23 protein-coding genes are annotated in these 21,249 nt (G+C 68.3%); 11 read left to right on the forward strand and 12 right to left on the reverse strand.

Translation table 11 applies throughout. The features are described from left to right. Positions 1-82: 82 nt before the first annotated feature. Both D7V97_RS05100 and D7V97_RS45735 read right to left on the reverse strand, forming a co-directional pair. Positions 83-1,969, reverse strand: coding sequence for a DUF4157 domain-containing protein (locus D7V97_RS05100; RefSeq protein ID WP_147444689.1), 1,887 nt, complete (start codon positions 1,967-1,969; stop codon positions 83-85). Beyond that, a complete protein-coding gene (locus D7V97_RS45735) occupies positions 1,966-2,598 on the reverse strand; it encodes a transposase zinc-binding domain-containing protein (protein WP_368668873.1) in 633 nt (210 codons plus the stop codon). The genes D7V97_RS05100 and D7V97_RS45735 overlap by 4 nt, the downstream gene beginning before the upstream one ends. A 32-nt stretch (positions 2,599-2,630) precedes the next feature. Between D7V97_RS45735 and D7V97_RS05110 the strand changes: the two genes are divergently transcribed. Further along, positions 2,631-3,434 (forward strand): hypothetical protein, encoded by an 804-nt coding sequence (locus D7V97_RS05110; protein ID WP_120609461.1) that lies wholly within the window; start codon positions 2,631-2,633, stop codon positions 3,432-3,434. 157 nt (positions 3,435-3,591) lie between these two features. Here the strand turns inward: D7V97_RS05110 and D7V97_RS05115 are convergent, their stop codons facing one another. Further along, positions 3,592-4,452 (reverse strand): hypothetical protein, encoded by an 861-nt coding sequence (locus D7V97_RS05115; RefSeq protein WP_120609462.1) that lies wholly within the window; start codon positions 4,450-4,452, stop codon positions 3,592-3,594. 344 nt (positions 4,453-4,796) lie between these two features. Between D7V97_RS05115 and D7V97_RS05120 the strand changes: the two genes are divergently transcribed. After that, a complete protein-coding gene (locus D7V97_RS05120) occupies positions 4,797-5,741 on the forward strand; it encodes a zinc-binding dehydrogenase (protein WP_158623278.1) in 945 nt (314 codons plus the stop codon). Between the two features lie 52 nt (positions 5,742-5,793). Continuing rightward, complete coding sequence (locus D7V97_RS05125; RefSeq protein ID WP_120609464.1) at positions 5,794-6,429, forward strand: TetR/AcrR family transcriptional regulator; 636 nt, start codon at positions 5,794-5,796, stop codon at positions 6,427-6,429. Positions 6,430-6,490: 61 nt separating this feature from the next. On the opposite strand, the gene D7V97_RS05130 is transcribed toward D7V97_RS05125, so the two are convergent. After that, positions 6,491-8,002, reverse strand: coding sequence for an ABC transporter substrate-binding protein (locus D7V97_RS05130; protein WP_120609465.1), 1,512 nt, complete (start codon positions 8,000-8,002; stop codon positions 6,491-6,493). Between the two features lie 208 nt (positions 8,003-8,210). On the opposite strand from D7V97_RS05130, the gene D7V97_RS05135 reads away from it, so the two are divergent. The 3 genes from D7V97_RS05135 (at position 8,211) to D7V97_RS05145 (ending at position 9,585) form a co-directional block, all read left to right on the forward strand. Continuing rightward, positions 8,211-8,456 carry a hypothetical protein gene (locus D7V97_RS05135; RefSeq protein ID WP_199728712.1) on the forward strand — a complete coding sequence of 82 codons (246 nt, stop codon included), beginning with the start codon at positions 8,211-8,213 and terminating at the stop codon, positions 8,454-8,456. 170 nt (positions 8,457-8,626) lie between these two features. Next, positions 8,627-9,337, forward strand: coding sequence for an SDR family NAD(P)-dependent oxidoreductase (locus D7V97_RS05140; RefSeq protein ID WP_120609466.1), 711 nt, complete (start codon positions 8,627-8,629; stop codon positions 9,335-9,337). 11 nt (positions 9,338-9,348) lie between these two features. Beyond that, positions 9,349-9,585, forward strand: a complete 237-nt coding sequence (locus D7V97_RS05145) for a 4-oxalocrotonate tautomerase family protein (protein WP_120556902.1) — start codon at positions 9,349-9,351, stop codon at positions 9,583-9,585. A gap of 83 nt (positions 9,586-9,668) precedes the next feature. Here D7V97_RS05145 and D7V97_RS05150 read toward each other — a convergent pair whose 3' ends face one another. The 3 genes from D7V97_RS05150 to D7V97_RS05160 form a co-directional block, all read right to left on the reverse strand. Further along, positions 9,669-10,604, reverse strand: coding sequence for a LysR family transcriptional regulator (locus D7V97_RS05150; protein ID WP_120609467.1), 936 nt, complete (start codon positions 10,602-10,604; stop codon positions 9,669-9,671). Between the two features lie 187 nt (positions 10,605-10,791). Then, positions 10,792-11,970: a hypothetical protein gene (locus tag D7V97_RS05155; RefSeq protein ID WP_120609468.1), complete on the reverse strand. Its 1,179-nt coding sequence runs from the start codon at positions 11,968-11,970 to the stop codon at positions 10,792-10,794. Between the two features lie 187 nt (positions 11,971-12,157). Beyond that, positions 12,158-12,505: a YciI family protein gene (locus tag D7V97_RS05160; RefSeq protein ID WP_120609469.1), complete on the reverse strand. Its 348-nt coding sequence runs from the start codon at positions 12,503-12,505 to the stop codon at positions 12,158-12,160. A 430-nt stretch (positions 12,506-12,935) separates the two neighbouring features. Here D7V97_RS05160 and D7V97_RS05165 point away from each other — a divergent pair, with 430 nt between their 5' ends. Together D7V97_RS05165 and D7V97_RS05170 are read left to right on the forward strand one after the other, a co-directional pair. After that, complete coding sequence (locus D7V97_RS05165) at positions 12,936-13,763, forward strand: hypothetical protein (RefSeq protein WP_120609470.1); 828 nt, start codon at positions 12,936-12,938, stop codon at positions 13,761-13,763. A gap of 268 nt (positions 13,764-14,031) precedes the next feature. Beyond that, positions 14,032-15,540: an aldehyde dehydrogenase family protein gene (locus tag D7V97_RS05170; RefSeq protein WP_120609471.1), complete on the forward strand. Its 1,509-nt coding sequence runs from the start codon at positions 14,032-14,034 to the stop codon at positions 15,538-15,540. Positions 15,541-15,686: 146 nt separating this feature from the next. Here D7V97_RS05170 and D7V97_RS05175 read toward each other — a convergent pair whose 3' ends face one another. Then, complete coding sequence (locus D7V97_RS05175; RefSeq protein ID WP_120609472.1) at positions 15,687-16,979, reverse strand: hypothetical protein; 1,293 nt, start codon at positions 16,977-16,979, stop codon at positions 15,687-15,689. Positions 16,980-17,243: 264 nt separating this feature from the next. Here D7V97_RS05175 and D7V97_RS05180 point away from each other — a divergent pair, with 264 nt between their 5' ends. Continuing rightward, the gene (locus D7V97_RS05180) at positions 17,244-17,426 is read left to right on the forward strand and encodes a hypothetical protein (RefSeq protein ID WP_120609473.1); all 183 of its coding nucleotides are present in this window, start codon (positions 17,244-17,246) and stop codon (positions 17,424-17,426) included. A gap of 37 nt (positions 17,427-17,463) precedes the next feature. On the opposite strand, the gene D7V97_RS05185 is transcribed toward D7V97_RS05180, so the two are convergent. The 3 genes from D7V97_RS05185 to D7V97_RS05195 form a co-directional block, all read right to left on the reverse strand. Beyond that, entirely contained in the window at positions 17,464-18,102 is a 639-nt protein-coding gene (locus D7V97_RS05185) for a glutathione S-transferase family protein (protein WP_120609474.1), read from the reverse strand. A gap of 85 nt (positions 18,103-18,187) precedes the next feature. Next, positions 18,188-18,670: a hypothetical protein gene (locus D7V97_RS05190; RefSeq protein WP_120609475.1), complete on the reverse strand. Its 483-nt coding sequence runs from the start codon at positions 18,668-18,670 to the stop codon at positions 18,188-18,190. A 74-nt stretch (positions 18,671-18,744) separates the two neighbouring features. After that, positions 18,745-19,254, reverse strand: coding sequence for a DUF2267 domain-containing protein (locus tag D7V97_RS05195; RefSeq protein WP_120609476.1), 510 nt, complete (start codon positions 19,252-19,254; stop codon positions 18,745-18,747). A 227-nt stretch (positions 19,255-19,481) separates the two neighbouring features. Here D7V97_RS05195 and D7V97_RS05200 point away from each other — a divergent pair, with 227 nt between their 5' ends. Continuing rightward, the gene (locus tag D7V97_RS05200) at positions 19,482-19,682 is read left to right on the forward strand and encodes a hypothetical protein (RefSeq protein ID WP_120609477.1); all 201 of its coding nucleotides are present in this window, start codon (positions 19,482-19,484) and stop codon (positions 19,680-19,682) included. Between the two features lie 208 nt (positions 19,683-19,890). Further along, on the forward strand, positions 19,891-20,667 hold the full coding sequence (locus D7V97_RS05205; protein ID WP_120609478.1) for a zinc-dependent metalloprotease: 777 nt from the start codon (positions 19,891-19,893) through the stop codon (positions 20,665-20,667). A 113-nt stretch (positions 20,668-20,780) separates the two neighbouring features. On the opposite strand, the gene D7V97_RS05210 is transcribed toward D7V97_RS05205, so the two are convergent. Further along, positions 20,781-21,242: a PaaI family thioesterase gene (locus tag D7V97_RS05210; RefSeq protein ID WP_120609479.1), complete on the reverse strand. Its 462-nt coding sequence runs from the start codon at positions 21,240-21,242 to the stop codon at positions 20,781-20,783. Positions 21,243-21,249: the final 7 nt, after the last annotated feature.

A 21,249-nucleotide genomic window follows, 5' to 3' on the forward strand; every position in this document is an offset into this window, starting at 1 on the left:
CGATGCGCCGGTGCGGGCCAGCACCCCTGCACTGAGTGGATGCGAAACCGCGCGCGCCGGGAGACACCGGCGCGGGGGTGTGTCAGACGGGGGCGAAGGGATTGAACGGGGTGTGCTTCGCATCGCGCAGGATCTGGCGGATGATCTCCTGCAGCTCATCCATCGCATCAGCCCCTTCCGGGATGTAGAGCATGCTCTCCAGCAGAGAGGGCGGGACCTCCCCCGACAGGTTCTCCGCCCTCAGCTCCCGCAGGAACAGCTCCCGGTTCTTCCCGATCGACCAGTCGAAGTGCTCCTGTCCAGGCCCAGCGGGATACTCCAATCTCCCCCGGTCGTGCGGGCGTGGCGGCCTACGCGGAGTCACTTTGTAGAGGTCGGGCACCACGACCTTGTGCTGCTCGAAACCTGGGATGCGCTGGTAGAGGTTGACCAGGTTCGGCGCGCCCCCCGGCTGCTGGAGCGGGATGGTGGCCAGGTCAATCTGGAGCTTCCGGGCCCTCGGGTCGTCCCGTCTGGCGAACCCACGGGCCTCGTTCGACAGCAGCGGCGTGGGCGAGCTTGAGATGCTTACTCCGCGCTGACGATCCGAGGATCCGAACTCCTGGTGAACGAAGACCATGTCGTTCTCGCTCAGCCTCCTATCCGGCGCGATGTCCCCCGGGAATGAGCCCAACTGCACCTGATCATAGCCCGTCGCGTTCATGACATCGGCGTTGTTGGCGACGGAGATGAACCTGCCCCTCAGCGTGTCATTGCGCCGGAGGATGCCCACCTGGGTGTCATCCTTGAGGGAGTAGGCGTGACGGCGCGTGGGCACGCCCCGGTCGTCGAGGACGTATTCTTTGCCGGCTTGAGCGCCATGCTTGGAGAAGAGCGTCCGACGCAAGGGTGCCTCAGTCGCGGCTCGCGGCTTGGGGTAGAAGGCAGACGCTCCGCCCTGCAGTGTGTAGATGTGCCTGCCTTTGTAACGGATGATCGTCTCGTGGTTTTTGGCGACACCCGAGAACGTCAGATCCTGGGCCAGATCGGGATTGAGCTGGAGGTACTCCTGCAGTTTCTGGGGCGTGATGTTCGTCGCGAGCAGGTCGCGGACATAGCTTCCGTTCTCCCCGAAAAGATTGTCCATGAACGCGGCCCCGCCTGGGTGATTGCCGAAATCCTTCCTCTTCACCTCGTCGGGGAATCTTGCGCGCTCTTCGTAGATCCCTGCCGCGAGCTCTACCTTCTGAGCCCTGCGCTGCGTCTTCAGCTCGGCCAATGCCGCTTGCAGTTGAGTGACGACCCCCTGGTAGGCCGGGGGAACCCTCTTGACCGGGCGGTGTCCGTAGATCCGCTTCTCCAGAACCAAAGGGCCCTCGGTCCGCTGCGTCTCCCGGGCCTCCTTCTTCTGTTGCTTCCGGGCTTCCTGCTGCCGTTCCTCCTCGATGAGCCGCTGGTGCGCCTCGCGTGCCTTCCTGCGTCGGAGCACCTTCTTCTTGCCGCCCTGCACGGGCCCTGGGGCCAGCGCCCCTCCGTCCACGGGATGGGCCGAGGAGCCCGCGCCCATGAGTGACACGGGCTGCCCCAGCGCGGCGCGCTCACCCATCGCGTCGGCCTCGGATTCCATGCCGGGATGCGAGAGCCGCCCCGGTCCGTACGGCATCCCCTGGCGCTGGCGCACCACGTGCGTCAGCTCATGACCGAGCAGTGCCCGGTCCTCGTGCGTGTCGAAACGGGGCAGGCCCTGACGGAAGAAGATGTGCTCACCCCGCGTGGCCGCGTCATCCCCGGTGCGACCCACCCAGGAGCCCGTGTGCAGCCGCACGTGCGAGAAGTCCGTGTGGAAGGAGCGCTCCATGCCGGCGCGAACCTCCCAGGGCAGTGAGACCGCCGGACCCGAGGCGCCCTCCCATTCCGGCCGTGCTTCCCGAAGGGGATTCGCCTCCGGGCCCCGTCTGGCCTGGGTGCTCCGCTGGACGTAGGACTTCATCGCGCCATCCTCCAGGTCGCCAGGGAGCCCATGCACCGGTGCAGGCACTCCAGTCTACACCGGCGTTCGATTAGCGACTGGCTACAGGCGGACCCGCTCCTGTGGGGTGGCCCCCGTGCTGGGGACAGTCTCCCTGGCAGCGTGGGCAGTCCCAGGTGCTCCAGGATGGCACGCACCCCACTGGGAGCCGTCAGATACGCCAGCACCCTTAAGCCTGCCTCCACTCCTGCCGCAGGCGAACACGTCCAGCGCGAAACTCCTGCTTGAGCAACCCGGCCCCATCCAGCCGCGGCGTGCGCTCCTGGGTCGCACACCCCTCGTCCCTTGCACGAGAAGGCGACGAGAAGTTCGTCATTACAACTCTCACAACGCACCCGCGCGAAGCCGTGCGCCAATACTCCGCACTCCAGGTATCGGGTGAAGTCCCGCTCCACGTACCGGAGCAGGCCGCACCCCACTTCGCTCGCCTCCGCTAGAAACGTGGCGAGATTGTCCCTCACCGCCTCATACAGCACCGTCCCCTCCGGCCGCCTGCGCCGGTACTCCCAGGAGCGCGCTCCGTTCCGGACAGGGCGGCCACGGTCGAGTCTAATGGCCTCCCATGTCTTTGCTGCCACTGTCCGACCCACCTCCCGAGAGCAACCGAGCAGCGTTCGCAGATGTGCCGTCCGACGACCTCGAGCGGGCGCGTGCCCTGCTCGCGAGCGTCCCGAGAGCGCCGCGCGTGCCCTCGAAGGAGGCCCGGCGCCTGGTGCTCGCCTTCGCGGGTCCCCAGCGCGTCGCGCTCTACACCAGCCTCTTCACCCTGCTCGCCGGTGGGCTCGTCTGTGCCTTCTTCCAGTCCCCTCGCGCCGTGGGGGACCTGCTGCTGGACCTGCGCTCCTTCGAAGTCCCCGGCGTCGTCGACTCGGTCGAGGTAGGGATGCGCAAGCGCAGGCCCCATCCGCCCGTGTACTGCGCGCGCTTCCACTCGGAGGACGGCGCGCTGGTGGGGCGCAGTTGCGAGCCGGGCGGTCGCTTTGAGCCGGGCCAGCGCGTGGTCCTCGAGTCGCGCGGAGGCCAGGCCCGTATCCGTGGCACCACCCTCACCCCCATGGGGCGCCTGGGAGGGCTGGCGCTGTTGTTCCCCCTCGTGGGCGCCGTGGGCCTGTTGCGCGTCGTGCGGACCAACCACCGTGAGTCACGCGCGGCCCGCGTGGGCATCCCGATTCTCGCGCGGGTGACGTACTTCGGCGACGGAAAGCCGGTGCGCAAAAAGGGGCCGCCGCCCACGGAGCTGCGCTGGAGCTTCATCGCGCGCGGCGAGCGGTATGAGGGCCGTCTCTCCCTGGACAGCGCGTCCGAGTTCGACTTCCTCCCCAGCCGCGACGTCATCGTCGTGCTCTACGACCCGGCGGCTCCGGGCATCAACACCGTCTACGTGCCCTGGCGTGTTCCGGGCGGCGCAACCCGCCCCAGTTGCTGAGGGTTGATGCGCCACCGGTTGCTTCGGCAGGAGGACGAGGAATGTGAAGTGGCAGGTGTCGCGCGCGCGAAAGACCCGCGGTAGAGCACGTTGGGCATGAGCACGACGAAGCCGGGCCTCCCCCTGCGCCCGGCCTCCAGACGTCAGTGCCGTGGGGCTACTTGACGCAGTTGCTCCAGCCGCGCTTGCTGTTGCTGACGGTCATCTCCCAGTAGCGGGTGCCGCTGTTGTAGTCGATGGACACGCCGTCGCTGAAGTCGCTGGTGCTGAAGTTGCCGCCGATGCCGGACAGCAGGCAGGCCACGCCGCCCGGGTTGTAGTCCAGGTTGTGCGTGAAGGTGCCGGGGTTGCCCGCGATCCACAGCCAGCCGCCCTGGGCCGTGGGGACGTCCACGCAGATGGCGCGCGCGCCACCGGAGGCGCCCAGGTTGCCGCCCAGGTACCAGTTGTAACCGTCATTCCAGACGCGGGCGTAGTCGGAGTTGGCCGTGAAGCCACCCGCGGCCTCCACCTGCGTGAGGAAGCAGCGGCGGGACGCGGTGACGGCGCCCAGCAGCTTCGCCGCCTGGCCGTCGTACCAGGCCATTTCCGGGGTCCGGTTGGTGTCGGTGTTGATGCACTGGACGCCCGTGCCCAGGGCCTTGCTGTTGGTGTGGTTGACGAAGATCTGCCAGTTGCCGGCGTACTGGAACACGCCCGCGCCGGCCCAGCTGGTGCCCTTCAGGTTGCCCTGGATGCCGGTCAGGAAGCAGGTCCGGTCCGTGGAGGTCCCGATGCTGGTGGAGGTCAGGCCGTTGGCGGAGGTGCCCCACCAGTAGGTGCCGCCCAGGTTGACACCCTGCTCGCTCGTCGCGAGGGACGCGTCCTCGGGAGCGGCCGGGGCGGCGGCCTCGTTGACCGCCTCACCGGCGGACTCGCCCGCCGCGGCTTCGTCCATCATCTCGCCACCGCAGCCCACCGCGAAGAGACACAGGGGGGCCGCCAGGAACAGCTTCCGCGCGAAGTGATTCGTAGACATGACGTTTCTCCGTTCAGCGTCGAGGAATGCCAGCGATGCGTCCTGCTGGCCGGGGTTCGTCCCGGCCGGGTCGCCAGCGGGGAACGTGACGGTGCATGAGCAACGAAGATGCCAACGCCGCGTCCCAGGGGGCGCGTCGACGGAGGCCGCGAAGGACGGCAAGCCTTGCATGTCCCCGGCGCGTGGGGACCGGCAAGGCTTGCACGGACGACAAGAGTTGCACGGTGGGGGCCTTCGCAGGAGGTGTGTCCGTGAAGGGCTCCCGGTGGGCGCGGGCAAACTTACTTGCTATCGCGACAAGCAAATTTTATGGACTGGGGAGTCAAACCGTTCCTGGAGGTCGGATGAAGGCCGTCACGGTGGAGAAGCTGGGAGGGCCCGAGGGGCTGGTCCTTGGAGAGGTCGCGGACCCGGTCGCCAGGGCCGGCGAGGTCGTTGTCGCGGTGGAAGCCTCGGGCGTCGGGCTGGTGGACGTCTTCCAACGGCGCGGCCAGTTTCCAGGCTTCGACCGGCCGGGCTTCGTTCCAGGCGCCGAGGTCGCGGGCCGGGTCATCGACGCGGGCCCAGGCGTCGCGCGCGAGTGGATGGGCAAGCACGTCTTCGCGCTCGTCCGCACCGGAGGTTATGCGCAGAGGGTCGCGGTGGATCCGGGCCAGCTCATCCCCGTTCCCTCGGGACTGTCGTCCGTGGAGGCTGTCGCCCTGGGCATCAACGGGCTCGTGGCGAAGTTCTCCCTGCTGCGCGCGGGGCTCCGGCCCGGGGAGCGGCTCCTGGTCCGAGGCGCGGGAGGTGGCATCGGCTTGAGCGTCGTCCAACTGGCGGTGCTCGAAGGTGCGCGGGTGACGGCCCTCACCACGGCGGCGCGGGCACGGCAACTGGCGGACCTGGGCGTCGAGAGCGTCATCGTCCGTCAGGCCGGTACCGACGTTCCCGGTGGGTTCGACATCATCATCGACCCGGTGGCCGGCCCGGAGCTGGGGACCTTCCTCCAGAAGCTGCGCCCCAACGGTCGCTACGTGATCAACGGCGTCGCGGCGGGCTTTCCCACTCCTGACTTCGGGATGGGCCTCCTCGCGAACTTCGCGAAGTCACCCGTCCTCTGCCTCCTGAGTCTTGATTCCATGGGACCGGCGGAGCTGGCAGAGGCGGGACAGGCGCTGTTCGGGCTGGCCGTCACCCGGAAGCTGGTCCCCAGGGTCGGGAGGACCTTCCGCCTGGAGGAAGCGGCTCGGGCGCATGAGGTGCTGGAGGACGGCCAGGTTCTTGGCAAGATCGTCCTGCTCGCATGAAGCACCGGATGCGGGGTTTGAAGTCCCCTCAGGAACGCACTCCAGGACGGACATGACGGTTCGGCGGACGCGCAGGACGCAAGAAGAGAGACGCGACGAAGCCGCTCGCCGGATGCTGGCGGCGGGGGCACGGCTCGTCGCGGAGCGGGGCCCCCAGGCCCTCACGCTCGCGCAGGTCGGTCAGGCCGCCGGCTACAGCCGGGGCCTGCCTGCGCATCACTTCGGGTCCAAGGCGGAGTTCCTGCACGAGCTGATGCGATACGTCGCATCGGAGTTCCGCGCGGCGATGGATGCCTTTGAAACGGAGGAAGGCTTGCCCGCCCTCCTGAAGATGCTCGGGTCCTTCTTCGCACGGCCCACGTCGGACCCTTCGCGCCTCTGCGCCTTGCGGATCGTCCTGTCCGAGCCCGGGACCCGGCCGGGGCGCGGTCACGATCTCGCGACACTGCGGCAGCAGACCATTCGCGCCTTGGAGAAGTGGATCCGACAAGGCATGGAGCTGGGGCAGATCCGAGCGGGTGTGGACGCCCGGATGACAAGCCTGCTCCTCGCCACGGCCCTCTGCGGCGCGATGGGGCTGTGGCTGGAGGATCACCAATTCGATCTGGAGGCCGCGGGTTCGCAGCTCGCGGAGCTGGTCCATCGCGGGCTGGCGGTGTCTATCACTTCGCGCTCAGGGCCTCGCTGAAGCGATGCGGCCCGTGAGGAGGGAAGGGAGCAGGCTCCCTTCCCTCCCTGGACTTCAGCGACTACGGGCTGAACATGCCGGTGAGCACGCTGGCGCGGCCTCGGGGCAGCGAGCGCTTGAACGGGCTCGTCGCGAGGTCCGAGCCGGGCTGGTACCAGCTCTGGATCTCCGCGAAGTACGTCTGGCCCGCCTGCAACACGCCCGGGGGCAGGTACACGCTCTGGAGATCCGTGTGCAGCACCGCCACGCGCGTCGCGGTGGTGGCACCGTTGCTCGTGCCCAGCCGGTAGATGTTCACCACGTAGTTCGTGGCCGTGCCGACCAGCGGCTTCGACCAGCGCAGCGAGGCGTCGGCCCCCACGCCCGTGAGGTCCTGGAACGCGCCGCGCGTGTTCACCTGGGGCGCCTGCACCGGCCCGACGAGGGGCTGCACGGGCGCGGCGGTGAACGCGCTCGCCTCCTGATCCACGCGGATGTCCACGCTCATGGTGTAGGGCGTCGCGGTTCCCAGCGCGTAGCTCTTCGTGAAGCCCGCGGCGACGAGCGCCACCTTCTGCCACGTCGCCGGGAGCGGGTTGTTGTAGGTCATGCTCCCCGTGACGATGTCGGTCCGCTGCGTGTCAGGATTGAGCTTCACGAGCAGTGGCTGCCCGCTGATGGACGCGATCGCCGAGCTCAGCGCGGCCGGCCGGGCGGACATCCAGATCTCGTTGTACGTGCTGAGCGCGCCCGGGTTCACCTGGGTGCGCAGGGCCTCGAAGGCCGAGCGTCTCCAGTCCACCGCGAAGGTGCCTGTCGCGACGGGCTGGGTGAAGGTGCCACTGACGGTGACGGGCTGGCCCTCCACCTGCGTCATGCTCGTGGCGAGCACCTTGTGCATCGCGCGGTAGGGCACTCCATTCGCGCTCGTCTGCCACCGCATCTGCGCCAGCGAGAACACATCCCCGCGGCTGCTGTCGAGCAGCACCGGGTTGAGCATGTCGGCGTAATTGAAGCTCAGCCCGGAGAGCGACGTGGCGCCCGCCAGGGGGAACCCCGTGGCGCCGCCGTGGATGTAGCCGAACGCGCCCGGGTTCAACGAATACATCTCCAGGTAGTCCCCCGGCTGCCAGGGAGACAGGCCGGTGGCGGACACCGTCACGGGGGTAGGCAGCGAGGCGAAGGCGCCATCGCGGCCCCACTCCGTGGAGCCCAGGTCGAACGCGCGGCCGGTGCTCACCAGGTAGCGCGAGCCCAGCTTCAGGTAGATGCGGCCGGAAGGGACGTTCGGCACGGAGACGGTGCCGTCCGCGGAGCCCGTGCCCGGATAGGCCGTGAACGCCCCGGTCGTTGAATCCCGCATGTAGGCCACCACCGACGTGGCGGACTGGTCGTAGGGCTTCGTCTCGTTGCCCGACGTGGCGACGAAGGTGACCGTGCTGGTGCCGGTGACCTGGGTGATCAGGCTCTGGGTGACCTGGGAGGTTGCGTCCGTAGGCACGGAGGAGTCCACCGCCTCGGCCTCGTCGAGCCCCCCGCAGCCGACCCCTGCCATGCCGACCAGAAGCCCGAGGGAGATCCATGACTTATGCATTGTGAAGGCAACCCTTTCGACGGCGTCCTGAATGGCGCCGCGCAGGGAGATTCATACCGTGTCGGTCTGACATTTCCGGGGGCGCTTCGATTCCAATTTTCCCTCGGGGCTGTGACGGCAAACGCGCTCGGGGGCCTGGAGCGCGTTGCGTGGTGCCATCCCCTCGCTGAGAAATCCACTGCTTGCCTGGGTTGCCGTGCACGAAGGCGTGCTGCGTGCCCCCTCGCCCATCCCGAGCGGCGAGCTCGCGATCTTCGAGCCCTCGGAGAGGTCCATCGACTTCGTCGCCGAGGGCGCCACGGTCTTCGTGCTCGGCTCCGCGGCGAAACATCCGCACGATCTCGTCCTCGGGAACTACTCGGTGCACACCAGCGCTGGCGCCCTGCGCCAGGGGGAGGCGGAGATTCGCCGCATCGGCCATCAGCTCCGGGCGAACGGAACGCTGAGGCGCTGACCCCGGAGGCTCACGAGAGCCCCGCGCACCGGGATTCTTCCACGCGGCGGAAGAGTCCCTGCCGGGCGGTGGGTCTTCAGTCAGCAGACGCCGCCTCTTAAGTCTCTCCTCGACGCCCATGCCAGGGCCGACGGCGGCACTCCGGCTCGCCGTAGCAACGAGGAAAGATCATGAACTCCCACCAGAAGGTCGCCCTCATCACGGGCGCGTCGCAGGGCATCGGGGCCGGGCTCGTCGAGGCTTACCGGGGCCGCGGCTACCGCGTCGTCGCGACCTCCCGCTCCATCAAGCAGGGCAGCGACCCGGAAGTGCTCGCCGTCGCGGGCGACATCGGCGATGCCTCTACCGCCGAGCGCGTGGTCAAGGAGGCCATGGCGCGCTTCGGGCGCATCGACACGCTGGTCAACAACGCCGGCATCTTCATCGCCAGGCCGTTCACGGACTACACGGCCGACGACTTCACCGCGATGATCAAGACCAACCTCGGTGGCTTCTTCCACCTCACGCAGCGCGCCCTCGTGCAGATGGTGAAGCAGGGCTCCGGCCACATCGTCAGCATCACCACGCCCTTCGTGAACCAGGCCATCGCGGGCGTTCCGACGGGGCTCGCGAACCTCACCAAGGGCGGCATCAGCTCCGTGACCCGCGAGCTCGCGGTCGAGTTCGCCGGGAGGGGTATCCGCGTCAACGCCGTCGCCCCGGGCTTCATCAAGACCCCCATCCACGCGCCGGAGTCCCACGCGTTCCTCGCCACCTTGAACCCCGCGAAGCGCATGGGCGAGGTCAGCGACGTCACGGATGCGGTTCTCTACCTCGAGGGTGCCAGCTACGCGACGGGCGAGATCCTCTACGTCGACGGCGGCCAGAACGCCGGCCGCTAAGGGAGCCTGCCATGCCCATCGTCACCATCCAGATCACCCGTGAGGGCTCCGGCCCCGGCCGGGACTCCGTCACGCCCGAGGAGAAGGCCCGCCTGATTGCAGGCACCAGCCAGCTCCTGCTCGACGTGCTGAACAAACCCCTCGACTCGACCTACGTGGTCATCCAGGAGGTCGAGCTGGAGGACTGGGGCTGGGGCGGCTTGCCGGCGCTCGAGTTCCGCAAGCGGCGCGCCGCGGGCACGTCGTGAATCCGCACGGAGACCGCCAAAGCCCCGGCGGTCTCCGTCCCCTGTGCACCCGAGGGGGCCCCCTGCCCGGGGTGCCGTTCCCGTCAGCCCTGGAAGGCATGGGCCTGCACGGAGAGCCTCGAGAACTCGGCGCGCAGGCGTGGCACCGCGAAGTCCACGAAGGCGCGGACCTTGGGCACCGACATGCGACCCTGCGGAGTGAGGAGGTGCACGGGGAGGGCTGACGGCTCGGCGTTGCGCAGGATGACCTTCAGCGAGCCATCCTGGACGCGCTCCGCCACATGGTACGTGTAGAGCCGGGTCACGCCGTGGCCGTCCACCGCGGACGCAAGTGCGGCCCGCACGCTGTTGACCACGAGCCGCGGCTTGAAGTGCACGGAGCGGGAGATGGCGCTCCCGGCGGCTGGCGGAAACACCCACGCATCATGCCCGAAGTGCGTCGTGGTGATGATCCGGTGCTTGCCCAGGTCCGCCGGCTCGAGGATGGGCGGATGCCCGGCGAGGTAGCGCGGCGATGCCACGATGACCCGCTTCACGTCGCCACCGACACGGACGGCGACGAGGGAGGAGTCGGGCAGCTCGGCGACGCGCAGCGCGACATCGATGCCTTCCTCGACGAGGCTGGCGTACCGGTCGAGCAGGACGAGGTTCACCGAGACCTCGGGGTAGGCATCCAGGTAGGCGTCGAGGATGGGCCGCAGGATCTCCTCGCCGCTGATGGGTGGCGCGCAGATCGTGAGCGTCCCCCGCGGAGCGACGCGGTCGCCCGCGGCGCTCAGCTCGGCCTCCTCGAGATCCGCCAGGATGCGGCGGCACGCGGACGCATAGCGCTCACCTGCCTCGCTGAGCTTGAGCGTGCGGGTGGTGCGGTGCAGCAGCTCGGCGCCGATGTGTTGCTCCAGCAACGCGATGGCACGGCTCACGGCAGCCGGCGAGCGCGCGAGCCGGCGGCCGGCGCCCGCCAGGCTGCCCTCGTCGAGCGCCGTGACAAACACCTTCATCGCCTCGATGCGATCCATGTCCCCTCTTCCGCGGCGCAGGATGCCCCTCATCCGCGGGGACCCCTGCAGCGAGCCGGGTGATGGTGTACCGCAGGTCACCCCGGGCCCTCCACGCAAGGACACATCGGTCTTGTCCTCGATGGGGGTGGACCTGCCGTCCCCGACTTCACCGGGCGGCGTGCCGGCGGGTGGCCAGGCACGCGAATCACTCCCCGAAGACGTCCTCTCTGGCGAACTTGAGGAAGCCGCGCTCCGCCTCGAAGAGCTGCTTCCGGGCCCGCTCGAACAGCTTGAACAGGATGTAGCTGCTGCGCCGCTCCGGCATCACGGCCTTGTCCTTGTCCAACAGGTCCGCGAAGTTCACCGTCCCCGTGTCACAGAGCAGGAGCTTGAGCTTCTTGTAGGTCTCGTGGATGACCTTGAGCAGGCACTTGTTCGCGTAGGTCCGCTTCCTGTCGTCGTCGATGTGGACACACGCATCGAGCTTCAACGGCAGCTTGGGAGCCGCCCGCAGCCCGAAGGTCGTGCAGCGCGCGTCACCCTCCCCCCGCTTGCGGAGCAGCGCCTTGATGCCCTCGCTGACGCCCAGGATGGCATTGCCCGAGGTGACGAAGTCCACGACCACCAGCCCCAGGTCCTTGCGGACGAGCTCGTCGAAGTCGATGAACCGGCTCACGTAGTCGGTGAAGCGGCTCAGGTACTTCGGGACCTTGAAGTGCTCCTGGAAGCTGCTCCGGCGCAGGTTGAAGATCGCGATGGCGCGCTCCCGTTCGAGTTCCGCGCGCTGCCCGCGGATCTCGCCCTCCGCATCCTCCCGAAGCTCCTCCAGCTGCCACTGCTTGAGCTTCGCTTCGCCCCCCTTCTCGTTCACCTTGGACTGATAGCGCTTCTCGATGAGCTCGGACTCGGAGCCACCGGACTCCGCGGCCTCCTCCGTCAACCGCGTGATCTCCCTGTTGTGCGCATTCGTGACGTTGAGCGAAAGGCACTCCACGTTGCTCATGGGCATGTAGATGACGCGGCAGTCCTTGTAGGTCTCCAGGTAGTAGCAGAGGGGAAACGGCGAATTGCCAAGGCACAGGAAGACGTGCTTCGCGGGCGCGAAGGCGCGACAGACGTCCTGCGCCAGCGTTTCGATGCCCAGCACGTCCTGGGCACCGAAGCCCTCCTTCTCTCCCTTGGATTCGATGATCTTGAGCTTCGACTCGTGGAAGGTGTCGAGCTCCGGGAGCGTCTGCAGCCGCTCCGCGCGGACGGGCACCACGCGGGAGCTGCCCCCGATGCGGACATGATACGTGCCCGCTTCCGGGTGGCCGGCGATGACGCCGTACCAGGGCTTCGACTGCGCATCCACCACCACCCGGAGGCCCGTGGGAAGTCTCATGGTCGTCCTTGCATCCAGTATCAGAAACCGGTTTCAACCAGATTACCTGACCTGTCCGTCATTCCCCAGGCCGGGGCCCCAGGTAGACATCGACGCAAAACGACGCCTCCAGCCCCGGCCGGTGGACAGCATCACCGTGTGCGTCGGCCGGCCGGCGCACACGGCATTCACGACACCTGCCGGCGGCCTACATATCCACCACCTGCCGCACCTCGCACTCGACGTTCCACTCTTCACCGTGGACGGCGAGGAAGCGCTTCGTCAGCGCGAGGGCCTCGTCCATCGAGTCGGCCTTGAACAGCGCATAGCCGCCGACCATCTCCTTCGTCTCGGTGAAGGGCCCGTCGGTGCGGCTGTGCTTGCCACGGTTGTTGCGCAGGCGGACGGCCTGGGAGGTGGGGAACAGGCCGGCGGTGTCCAGCAGCACGCCCTCGTCGCCCATCTGATGCAGCAGCTTCTCCATCTCCGTCATCAGCCGCTCGCTGGGCCTGTTTTCGGGGCTCTCCTGCACGCGGACCAGGGACAGAAAGCGCATGGGACTCTCCTCGTTTCGTCGTCGGTGGGTGGATGAAGCCGGGCCAGAAGGCCCGTTTCGTCGGGACGACGAACGGCCGCGCGCAGGATCGACACGGCCCTTTTTCGCCGAATATCGCTGACACAGCGCACCGCGAGCTCAGGTCAGCGTCCCCCAGGCCCGCAGGGCCCATGAGCATCCGCACCCGCCTGCTTCCCGGTTGCGTGGAACACGAGCGCGGGTGTCCTCGCCTTCAGTCACGCGCGGCACGTGACGCGGATGACCGCCAGTCCGCACTCGTGCCATTCCGTGGGCCAGTACTTGCGCGGGCCTGCGGTTTCCACCTTGGTCCCGGTTCCGACTTCCCGAGAGGACTCGGTACATCGGTCGGCCCTGCACGCCCACCGCTCGGTGAGCAGGCGGTCAGAAGACAAACAGGATGGGGGGCACAATGAAGAAGATGAAATGGGCGCTGGGGTTCCTGTCGCTGCTCGCAACCGCCGGCTGCTCCGACGCCTACTACGACCCGTACTATTACGACTCCGCCTATTACGATCCGTATTACGGGGCGTACGACGCGGCGTGGAGCTACGCCTGGGTCGATCCGGTCTACGGCTATTGGTATTACAGCATCGGCGGGGTGCTGGCTCAGTCCATCGCCAGCGGGCAGCCCCAGGCCCCCGTCGACGTGAACGCGGCGGCCGCCCAGCTCGCGACGAACGCCTCATCCACCTTCACACCCGCCGGGTGCGCCACCGCCACCGCGTCGGGCGCGACGGTGAACTACACCTTCAACAACTGCTCGGCGCAGGTCGCGCTCCAGCAGCTCTCCGGCAACGTGCAGCTGGTGCTCGCGGACAACCAGGGGCAGCTCGGCATCACGGCCACCTCCTCCAACCTCACCATCAACGGAGCGCCGTACACGCTCTCCATGCAGATCGCCGGCACCCCTCCCAACGGGAACCAGCGCCAGGTGACCATCACCTCCAACAGCTACTCGCCGGATCGCTTCGACACGCGATCCTCCCAGAGCACGGTCACGTGGGTGACGGGCAGCGGGTGCTTCACCCTGGACAGCCAGTCGACGTCCACGCGCAACGGCCTCAGCTCGACGTCGAACGTCTCGGGCTACCAGCGCTGCGCCAACCAGTGCCCGTCGGCGGGGTCCGTGACGACGCAGACGAGCGAAGGGACGTTCTCCTCGTCGTTCAACGGCTCCAACAACATCGAGGTCACCGGGCCGGGCGGTGACACCCGGTCGTATACCCTGGACTGCTGAGCTCCGGGCGCCGCAGGGGCGGGCGGGAGCGTCCGGCTCCCGCCCGCTTCAGGCGCCTGCTTGCCGTGGCTCCCGTCGCACCGTCCGTTCCACCACGCAGGTCCAGTTCCCCCGGGCCGTCCGTCCCGGGCACCCTCCCGTCAGGCCCTTGCCTGCCTCTCCAGACAGATGAAGCGCGCATGACGATATTGCGCTCATGCCGCGGCTCGTCATGGGCCGGGCTTCAACTGATTCGGAAAGCGCAACCCACGCGCGAGGAGGGACACCCGTGCTGAATACCGAACCTGTTGGCGAACCCCTGCTTCATCTGGAGAGCCGCCACCTGCTGACCGAAGCCCGGAGGGCTCTCCCTGAAGCCTTCGACGCCCGGGGCCGCCTGCTCTCACCCGTCGCGGGACGGTGGATCCAACCGCCTGCCTGGTTCAATGCCAGCTCACCCATCGACGGCAGCGTCATCGCGGAGCTGCCGCTGCTCGGCGCCGCCCAGGTGGCCGCGGGCGTCGAGCAGGCAGCGGCGGAGTTCGTGCCCTGGGCGGCCCGCCCGCTCAAGGACCGCGCCCAAGCCGTCTCGGAGGCGGTGGTGCTGCTTCACGCGCACCGTGACCTGCTCGTGCGGATCCTGGCGTGGGACATCGGCAAGACGCTGCCCACGGCCTACAACGACGTGGACCGGTGTCTGGCGGGCATCGCGTGGTACCTGGAGCGGATGGGCCCGATGCTCGACGGCCGGAAGCCGCTCGGCCTGGTGTCGAACATCGCCTCCTGGAACTATCCCTTCTCCGTGCTGCTGCTCAACGTGCTCGTGCAGGCGCTCGCGGGCAACTCGGTCATCTCGAAGATTCCGACCCAGGGCGGCGGTGTCTCCCTCACGCTCGCCTTCGCCCTGCTGCGCCGCGCGGGCCTCCCCGTCTCGCTCGTCGGCGGGCGCGGCAGGGACCTCTCCGAGGCGCTCGTCGGCCATCCGTGCATCGCGGGGGTCGCCTTCATCGGCGGCCGCGCCAACGGTGCGCAGGTCCACCGCCGCCTGCGCGACACGGACAAGCGCTACGCGCTGGAGATGGAGGGCGTGAACGCCTACGCCATCACGCACTTCACGGATTGGGATGCGCTCGCAGGACAGATTCGAGCGGGCTTCGACTTCGGCAAGCAACGCTGCACGGCCTACACCCGGTGGGTCGTCGAACAGTCGCTCGTCCCGAGGTTCGTCCGGACGTATGTGGACACCGTGTCGAGCTTGCGTGTCGGCAATCCGGTCCTGGGCTCGCACGTGGACTTCGGGCCCCTCATCTCCCAGAGCAAGGCGGAGGAGCTCCGCGCCCTCATCGCCGAAGCGCGAGCGCGGGGCACGGCGGTGCTGCATCAGGGCGAGCTCGCGGAAGACGCCTTCACCTCGCGGCAGGAGCGGGGCGCGTATCTGCCGCCCGTCCTGCTCTTCGGCGTCCCGCGCGACAGTGAGCTCTACCTGCGCGAGCCCTTCGGCCCCGTCGACGTCCTGGTGTCGGTGGACTCCGAGGAGGAGCTGGTGCGGGAGGCCAACGTCTCCAACGGCGCGCTCGTGGCCTCGGTGGCGACGGACGACCCCGGGCTCGCCCAGCGCATCGCCTCGCGGCTCCACGCCTTCAAGGTCGGCATCAACGCGCTGCGCTCGCGGGGCGACCGCGAGGAGTCCTTCGGCGGCAAGGGCGGCTCGTGGGCGGGCGCCTTCGTCGGCGGCACCCACCTGGTGCGCGCCTTCACCGACGGCCCCCATCCCATCGAAGGCAACTGGCCGGACTGAAGGCCTCCCCCGCCCCAGCGGTGGACACCCCGCGAGTCCTGTCTGGGAATGACGCGAAGGCCGAGGGAGGCCCGGACCACCGTCGGCGCGGAGGTCCGGGCCCCGCGTCCGTCAGGCCGTTGCGCGGCCGCGGGACGCGGTGCTCATCAGGACAGGGCCTGGGCGCCGCTGCCGTTCCTCATCTCCTTGCGCACCGCCTCGCTGACGCGCTCCCGGACGACGTCCGCCATGCGCTCGCGGAGTTCATCGCCCACGCGCTCGCGCACGGCGGCCACGAGGCTCTCGGTGTCGATCTGGCCGGGGCCCTGCGACGGGAAGCCGCCCAGGTGCTGCTCACCGAAGCCGCCGCGCATCGTGGGGCCCATCGGGCCCACCGAGCTCATCGACTCGCGGATGGCATCACCCAGCCGCTCCCGCAGCGCCTCGTGCAGGTGCTCGCGGAGGTTGTTGGACAGCCGCTCGTGGAGGGTGTCGACCAGGCGCCCGCGGATCGCCTCGGCGATGCGCTCCGGGTCCATCTGGCCGAAGGCCTGCGAGGGGATGCCCGCGAAGCCCATGGTGCGCTCGCTCATCCGCTCGCTCATCCGCGCGCGCAGTTCGTCGCCCAGCCGCTCGCGCAGCGCGTCGCGCACGCGCTCGCGCAGGCCACTCTGGACGCGGTCGCGGATGCCGTCCGCGACGCGGTCGCGGAGGGTGTCGGCGATGCGCTCCGGGTCGATGGCCTGCATCCTGCGCTCGGACAGCGCGGAGCGCAGCGCATCCGCGAGCCGCTCCTTCAGCGCGTCGCGCACCCGCTCGCGCACGGCGGTGTGGATCCGTTCGGACACGGCATCGGTGAGCCGGGTGCGGATGGCGTCGGCGATGCGCTCGGAGTCCACCGGAGCGAAGCCCTCCATCCCCATCCTCCGCTCCGTCATCGCGACACGCAGGGCCTCGCCCAGCCGCTCGCGCATCGCGTCGCGCACGCGCTCGCGCACGATGGAGCCGAGCCTGTCGCGGAGGGCGTCCTCGAGCCGGGTGCGCACGCGCTCGGCGATGCGGTGCGGATCGATCTGTCCGCCCGCCTGCTGGATGCTCATCCAGTTCTCGGCCAGGGCGCCGCGCAGCACCTCACCCAGCCGGTCCCGGAGCACCTCGCGGACGCGCTCGTGCACGCCGCTGGTGACGCGCTCGTGGATGACGTCGGCGAGGCGGCTGTGGATGGCCTCGGCGAGGGTGCCCGGGTCGACCGGCTGCCCGCCGCCCAGCCCCTGCTGCATGTTCATGGCGCGCTCGCTCAACGCGCTGCGGACCGCGTCGCCGACGCGCTCGCGAATCTCGGTGCCAATCCGCTCCTCCAGTCCGGAAACGACGCGCTCGCGCACCGCGTCGACGATGCGGGTCTTGAGGGCGTCGCCCATCGTCTGATCTCCCTGCATGTGGAACTGTTCATTGCTCATTGAGAGGCCTCACGGGTGCTGCGGTTGGCACGACAGGCGTGAAGCGTCTCGGCCTGCCGCGTGAGGCGGATTGATAGGGGCATCGGCCGTCGGCGGATACAGGGCCCGGGGATGGCGCATGTGTTGGAGCCCACCCTTCGGGATGCGTTCGCGGAACGGGCCTGACAGGCTCAAGCATGAGGCATCGGACGGACGTCCCCAGCCTGGGGGCATGCGGTACGCTGGCAATGCACGAGGGCGCCCTCGTGCTCCCATGGAGAGCGCATGAGCCCGCCGGACCACTCGCCCCTCGACACCGTGGCCAGCGTGGCCAGCGTCAAGGGGACGAAGGCCGCGGACACGCAGCTCAAGTCCTATTACTGCCTCCAGCGCTCCGTCGGAAACATCCCGCCCGAAGCCGTCACCGCCCATGCCGCGTTCTTCGAGTGGCTGGGCTGTGGGCCGTAGGCCTCCGCTCCGACGGTGATGACGACGCGCCCCGCGCTCAGCCCGCTTCGACGCGGTCGCAGTAGGCGTCGAACGTCTTCTTCCAGGCCGGGCGCGCGATGCAGCGCTTCTGGAAGGCGAGCACGTTGGGATGGTCCTTGACGACACTCTCGTCGATGCCGGCGCCCAACACATGCGTCATCAAGATGTCCGCGACGGTGAACGCGTCGGTCGCGACGAACTCCCTGCCCGCGAGCCAGCCGTCGAGCTGCTTCAGGCGCATGTCCCCCCACTGGCGAAGCGCATCGCTCGCCTGGGTGCCCTTGCCGCCGTTCAGGTCGACGAACCACGCGGTCAGGATCGGGACTTCAATCGTGTTCAGCGCCGCGACGCACCAGCGCAGCACCTGCGCTTCGCCGGCGAGGTCGCGCGGCATCAGCTTGCCGCTCTTGCGGGCGAGATAGAGCAGGATCGCGCCCGACTCGGTGACGACCACGCCGTCGTCGTCGATCACCGGAATCTGTCCGAACGGATTGAGCGCGCGATACGCGGGCGTATCCAGGTCGTGCCGCGGATGATCCATCCCCACGACCTCGTAAGGCAGACCCATCTCCTCCAGCGCCCACAACACGCGCAGGTCGCGGGTCTTGCCGCGGGCCATCTTGTGCACTCGGGAGAAGCCGTAGACCTTGAGCATGCGCACAGCCTACTTCGCGCGCAGATGGATCGTCTCGTTGGACTTCACCTCGCAGCTCCAGCTTGCGCTACAGCAAACAAACCGCTCAGGGCTCGAGGAAGCCGCCGCGCACCCACGCGTTGGCGACGTCTCGGGTGAACTTGAAGTTCACCGGCACGCGATGCTTCGCGACGGTCGCGCCAGCGTCGTCGATGGCCGAGAGCAGCGCGTGGGGCTCATACTCATCGGCCACCATCTCGAGCCGGACCTCGTACCAGCAGCCCTCCCAGGCGATGGAGAGCTTCTTGGTCATGGCCTGGTCGCGCTGTCGCGCGGAGCGGTCCAGGACCTCTGAGGCCGTCTTCACGAAGGTCGCGAAGGCCGTCGCATCGAAGGGCTTGGGATTCTTCTTGTCGCGGCCCATCACCCACGGACTGATGAGGACGGGCTCGGAGATCCCCTGCTTGCGGATCTCCACGGCCCAGCCGTCGTCCTCCTCGTTCTTGATGACCCTGGCCGACCAGCCGTTCTTGCGCCAGAACGTAGGCTCGAAGATTTCGGTCTCGGCAGGCGTGCTCTCATTGCTCATGGGCATTCCTCATAACCTTGATGGCCCTTTGCCCAGAGAAGTATCAGCAGCGGGTGGAATGACGGAGGGCTCCGTCAGGCGGGGCGAGCCCACAGGTCGCGCAGGTCCGGCGGCAGCTCCCCGGCGATGTCGTCGCTCTCTCCGGTGGAGATCTGGGCCTGGATGGCACTGAAGACGGCGCGGATGAGGGGCTCGGTGTCCTCGGGCTCCATGTCCAGGTCGTCGGCCACCATCGACATCATCTCCGCCCTGCCGAACTTCTGGGGCGGGGGACCGGCCTCGTGACGGTCGCACCGGACCAGGAGCTCCCGCAGCTTCATGGGCAGTTGGGCCTCCAGGTCGTCGTCCTCTTCGCCGACGAGACGCTGCTCCAGCACGCACAGCACGGACACGGCGGCGTCCTCCGCGGCCTGCTCGCTCGGGAGCTTGCCCACGTCGCACAGGTATTTGAGGAAGGCTTTGTAGGTCTGCGACGTTCGGGACTCGTGGCGCATGCGGCGGCGCTCGTCGAGCGGGACGGACGTCCTGCGCTTCGTGGGGCTTCCTATCTGCTGTCCGGAGCCGGGGATGTCTTGCGCTGCCATGTCCGTTGCCTCGTTCCTTGGAATGCGGTCCAACCCCAAAACTGAAGTGCTCGCGAACCAGGAGGAAGACACGCGCCGCCCTGCGAGCCGCCCGCTTCCCGCAGGCGGGGGATGCCGGGAAGCGCCTGCTCCCACTTCCGTTGCCGACCTTGCCCTGGCGCGGGTGCATCCGAACCGTTGAGAGAGGGGCCGCATGGCGCGGTTGCTCTCTCAAGTGAGGTTCCGACATGCGTGAAAGCCTTCAGCCCCAGGGAGAGGCGCTGCGCAACGCAGCCCGCAGGATCGCGGTGCGGAGAGCCGAGGAGCCGCAGACTCCCCTGGTCCAGATCATCACGGAGGCGGCCCGCCACTTCGACCTCTCGCCGAGCGAGGAGCAGATGCTCCAGGCGGACCTGCTGTCCGGGAGTTCAGAGGCACCTCCACCCTGAGGGTGACGAAGCAGCTCTGTCAGGTCAGACAACCCAAGAAGGCATCCCACCGGGTGGGCCTGATACAGGCCCATGTGGTGTTTCATCGGACATTGCCTGCTTGACACTCTAATCCCACCTGCTTGGATTTTCTTGTATTTTGGATATTTCACGTAGAATATTCCAAGAAACCGGGAAGTACGATTCGGTCCAGGCGAGGGAGAACACCATGTTCAAGAGTGCGGCAGTCCTGGTGGTGAGCTGTGGCGCGTTGCTGGCGGGTTGCGGTGGCGAGACCGATTCGCAGCCTGGCGCCCAGGAGGAGATCGTCTCCAACCTGATCGAGGCCGGCTTCCCCGAGAACGACATCATGGTCGTCGACGGCGACGTGTACGTGGGGCGCGACGCGCATGTGACGCTCGAGGCGTCCCGCGAGATGATCCTGCCGAGCAAGGAGACCGTGGAGCAGTACCGGACCACCAACCTCGTCGGCACCAGCGTGACGAAGATCTGCGTGAATCCCACCGCCACGTTCAACAGCTACAGCCGCCTGAGCGAAGGGCTCGATCTGGCCATCGAGAACTACAACAGCCAGGGCCTCTCCTTCAGCCTGGTGCGCGGCCCGGCCACCGGCTGCAGCGCGAGCATCGCCGCGAAGACCACGTCCGGCGTCGGCGGCTCCTCGGGCTTCCCCAAGGGCGGCAAGCCCTACGGCACCATCAACATCGGCGTCGGCCTGCAGGACTACAGCGTGGACGTGAACGAGCACGTCATCACCCACGAGATCGGCCACACCATCGGCTTCCGTCACACCGACTACTACAACCGGGCCATCAGCTGCGGTAGCGGCGGTGACGAGGGCGCCTCCAACGTGGGCGCCATCCACATCCCCGGCACGCCCACCACGGCCACCACGGGCGGCTCGGTCATGAACTCCTGCTTCCGTTCGAACGAGAGCGGCGAGTGGAGCAGCTCCGACCGCACCGCGCTGAGCTACCTGTACTGAGCGAAGTCGCTCCCGCGGGTCGAGCAGGCCTTCCCTCCCCGACGGAAGGGGAGGCCTTGCTCCCGCACGGCCGCTTCAGGAGTGCTCGACAGCGCCTGACAAATAGGCGTGCGCTACGACTTGACGTCGTCGCGGCCGGCGACCGCCATCACCGTGGCGCTCATCGTCGCGATCAGCTTCTCGCGGTCGCCCTCGACGGCGTAGGCCCGGCCTTCGACCACGCTGATCGTGCGACCGGACTTGACCACCGTGCCGACCAGGCGGAAGCGCTGGCCGCGGGCCGGCGCGACGAAGTTGATCTTGTATTCAATGCTGAGCACGCCCACGTCGGCCGGCATCAGCGTGGAGGCGGCGTAGCCGCAGGCCGAATCGAGCGCGGCCCCGATGATGCCCCCATGCAGGAAGCCGTGCTGCTGGGTGAGGTGCGCAGCCCAGGCCAGCTGCACCTCCACCTCACCGGCCTCCACGCGCGTGAGCTCCGCGCCAAAGGTGCCCATCGCGGTCTGGAGGGCGAAGCTGGCGCGCACGCGCTCGGCGTACGCGGGATCCGCGGGCTGGAAGTCGGTGGCCGGCATGGGGCGC

The sequence above is a fragment of the Corallococcus sp. CA053C genome (assembly GCF_003611675.1).
Classification (GTDB): Bacteria; Myxococcota; Myxococcia; order Myxococcales; family Myxococcaceae; genus Corallococcus.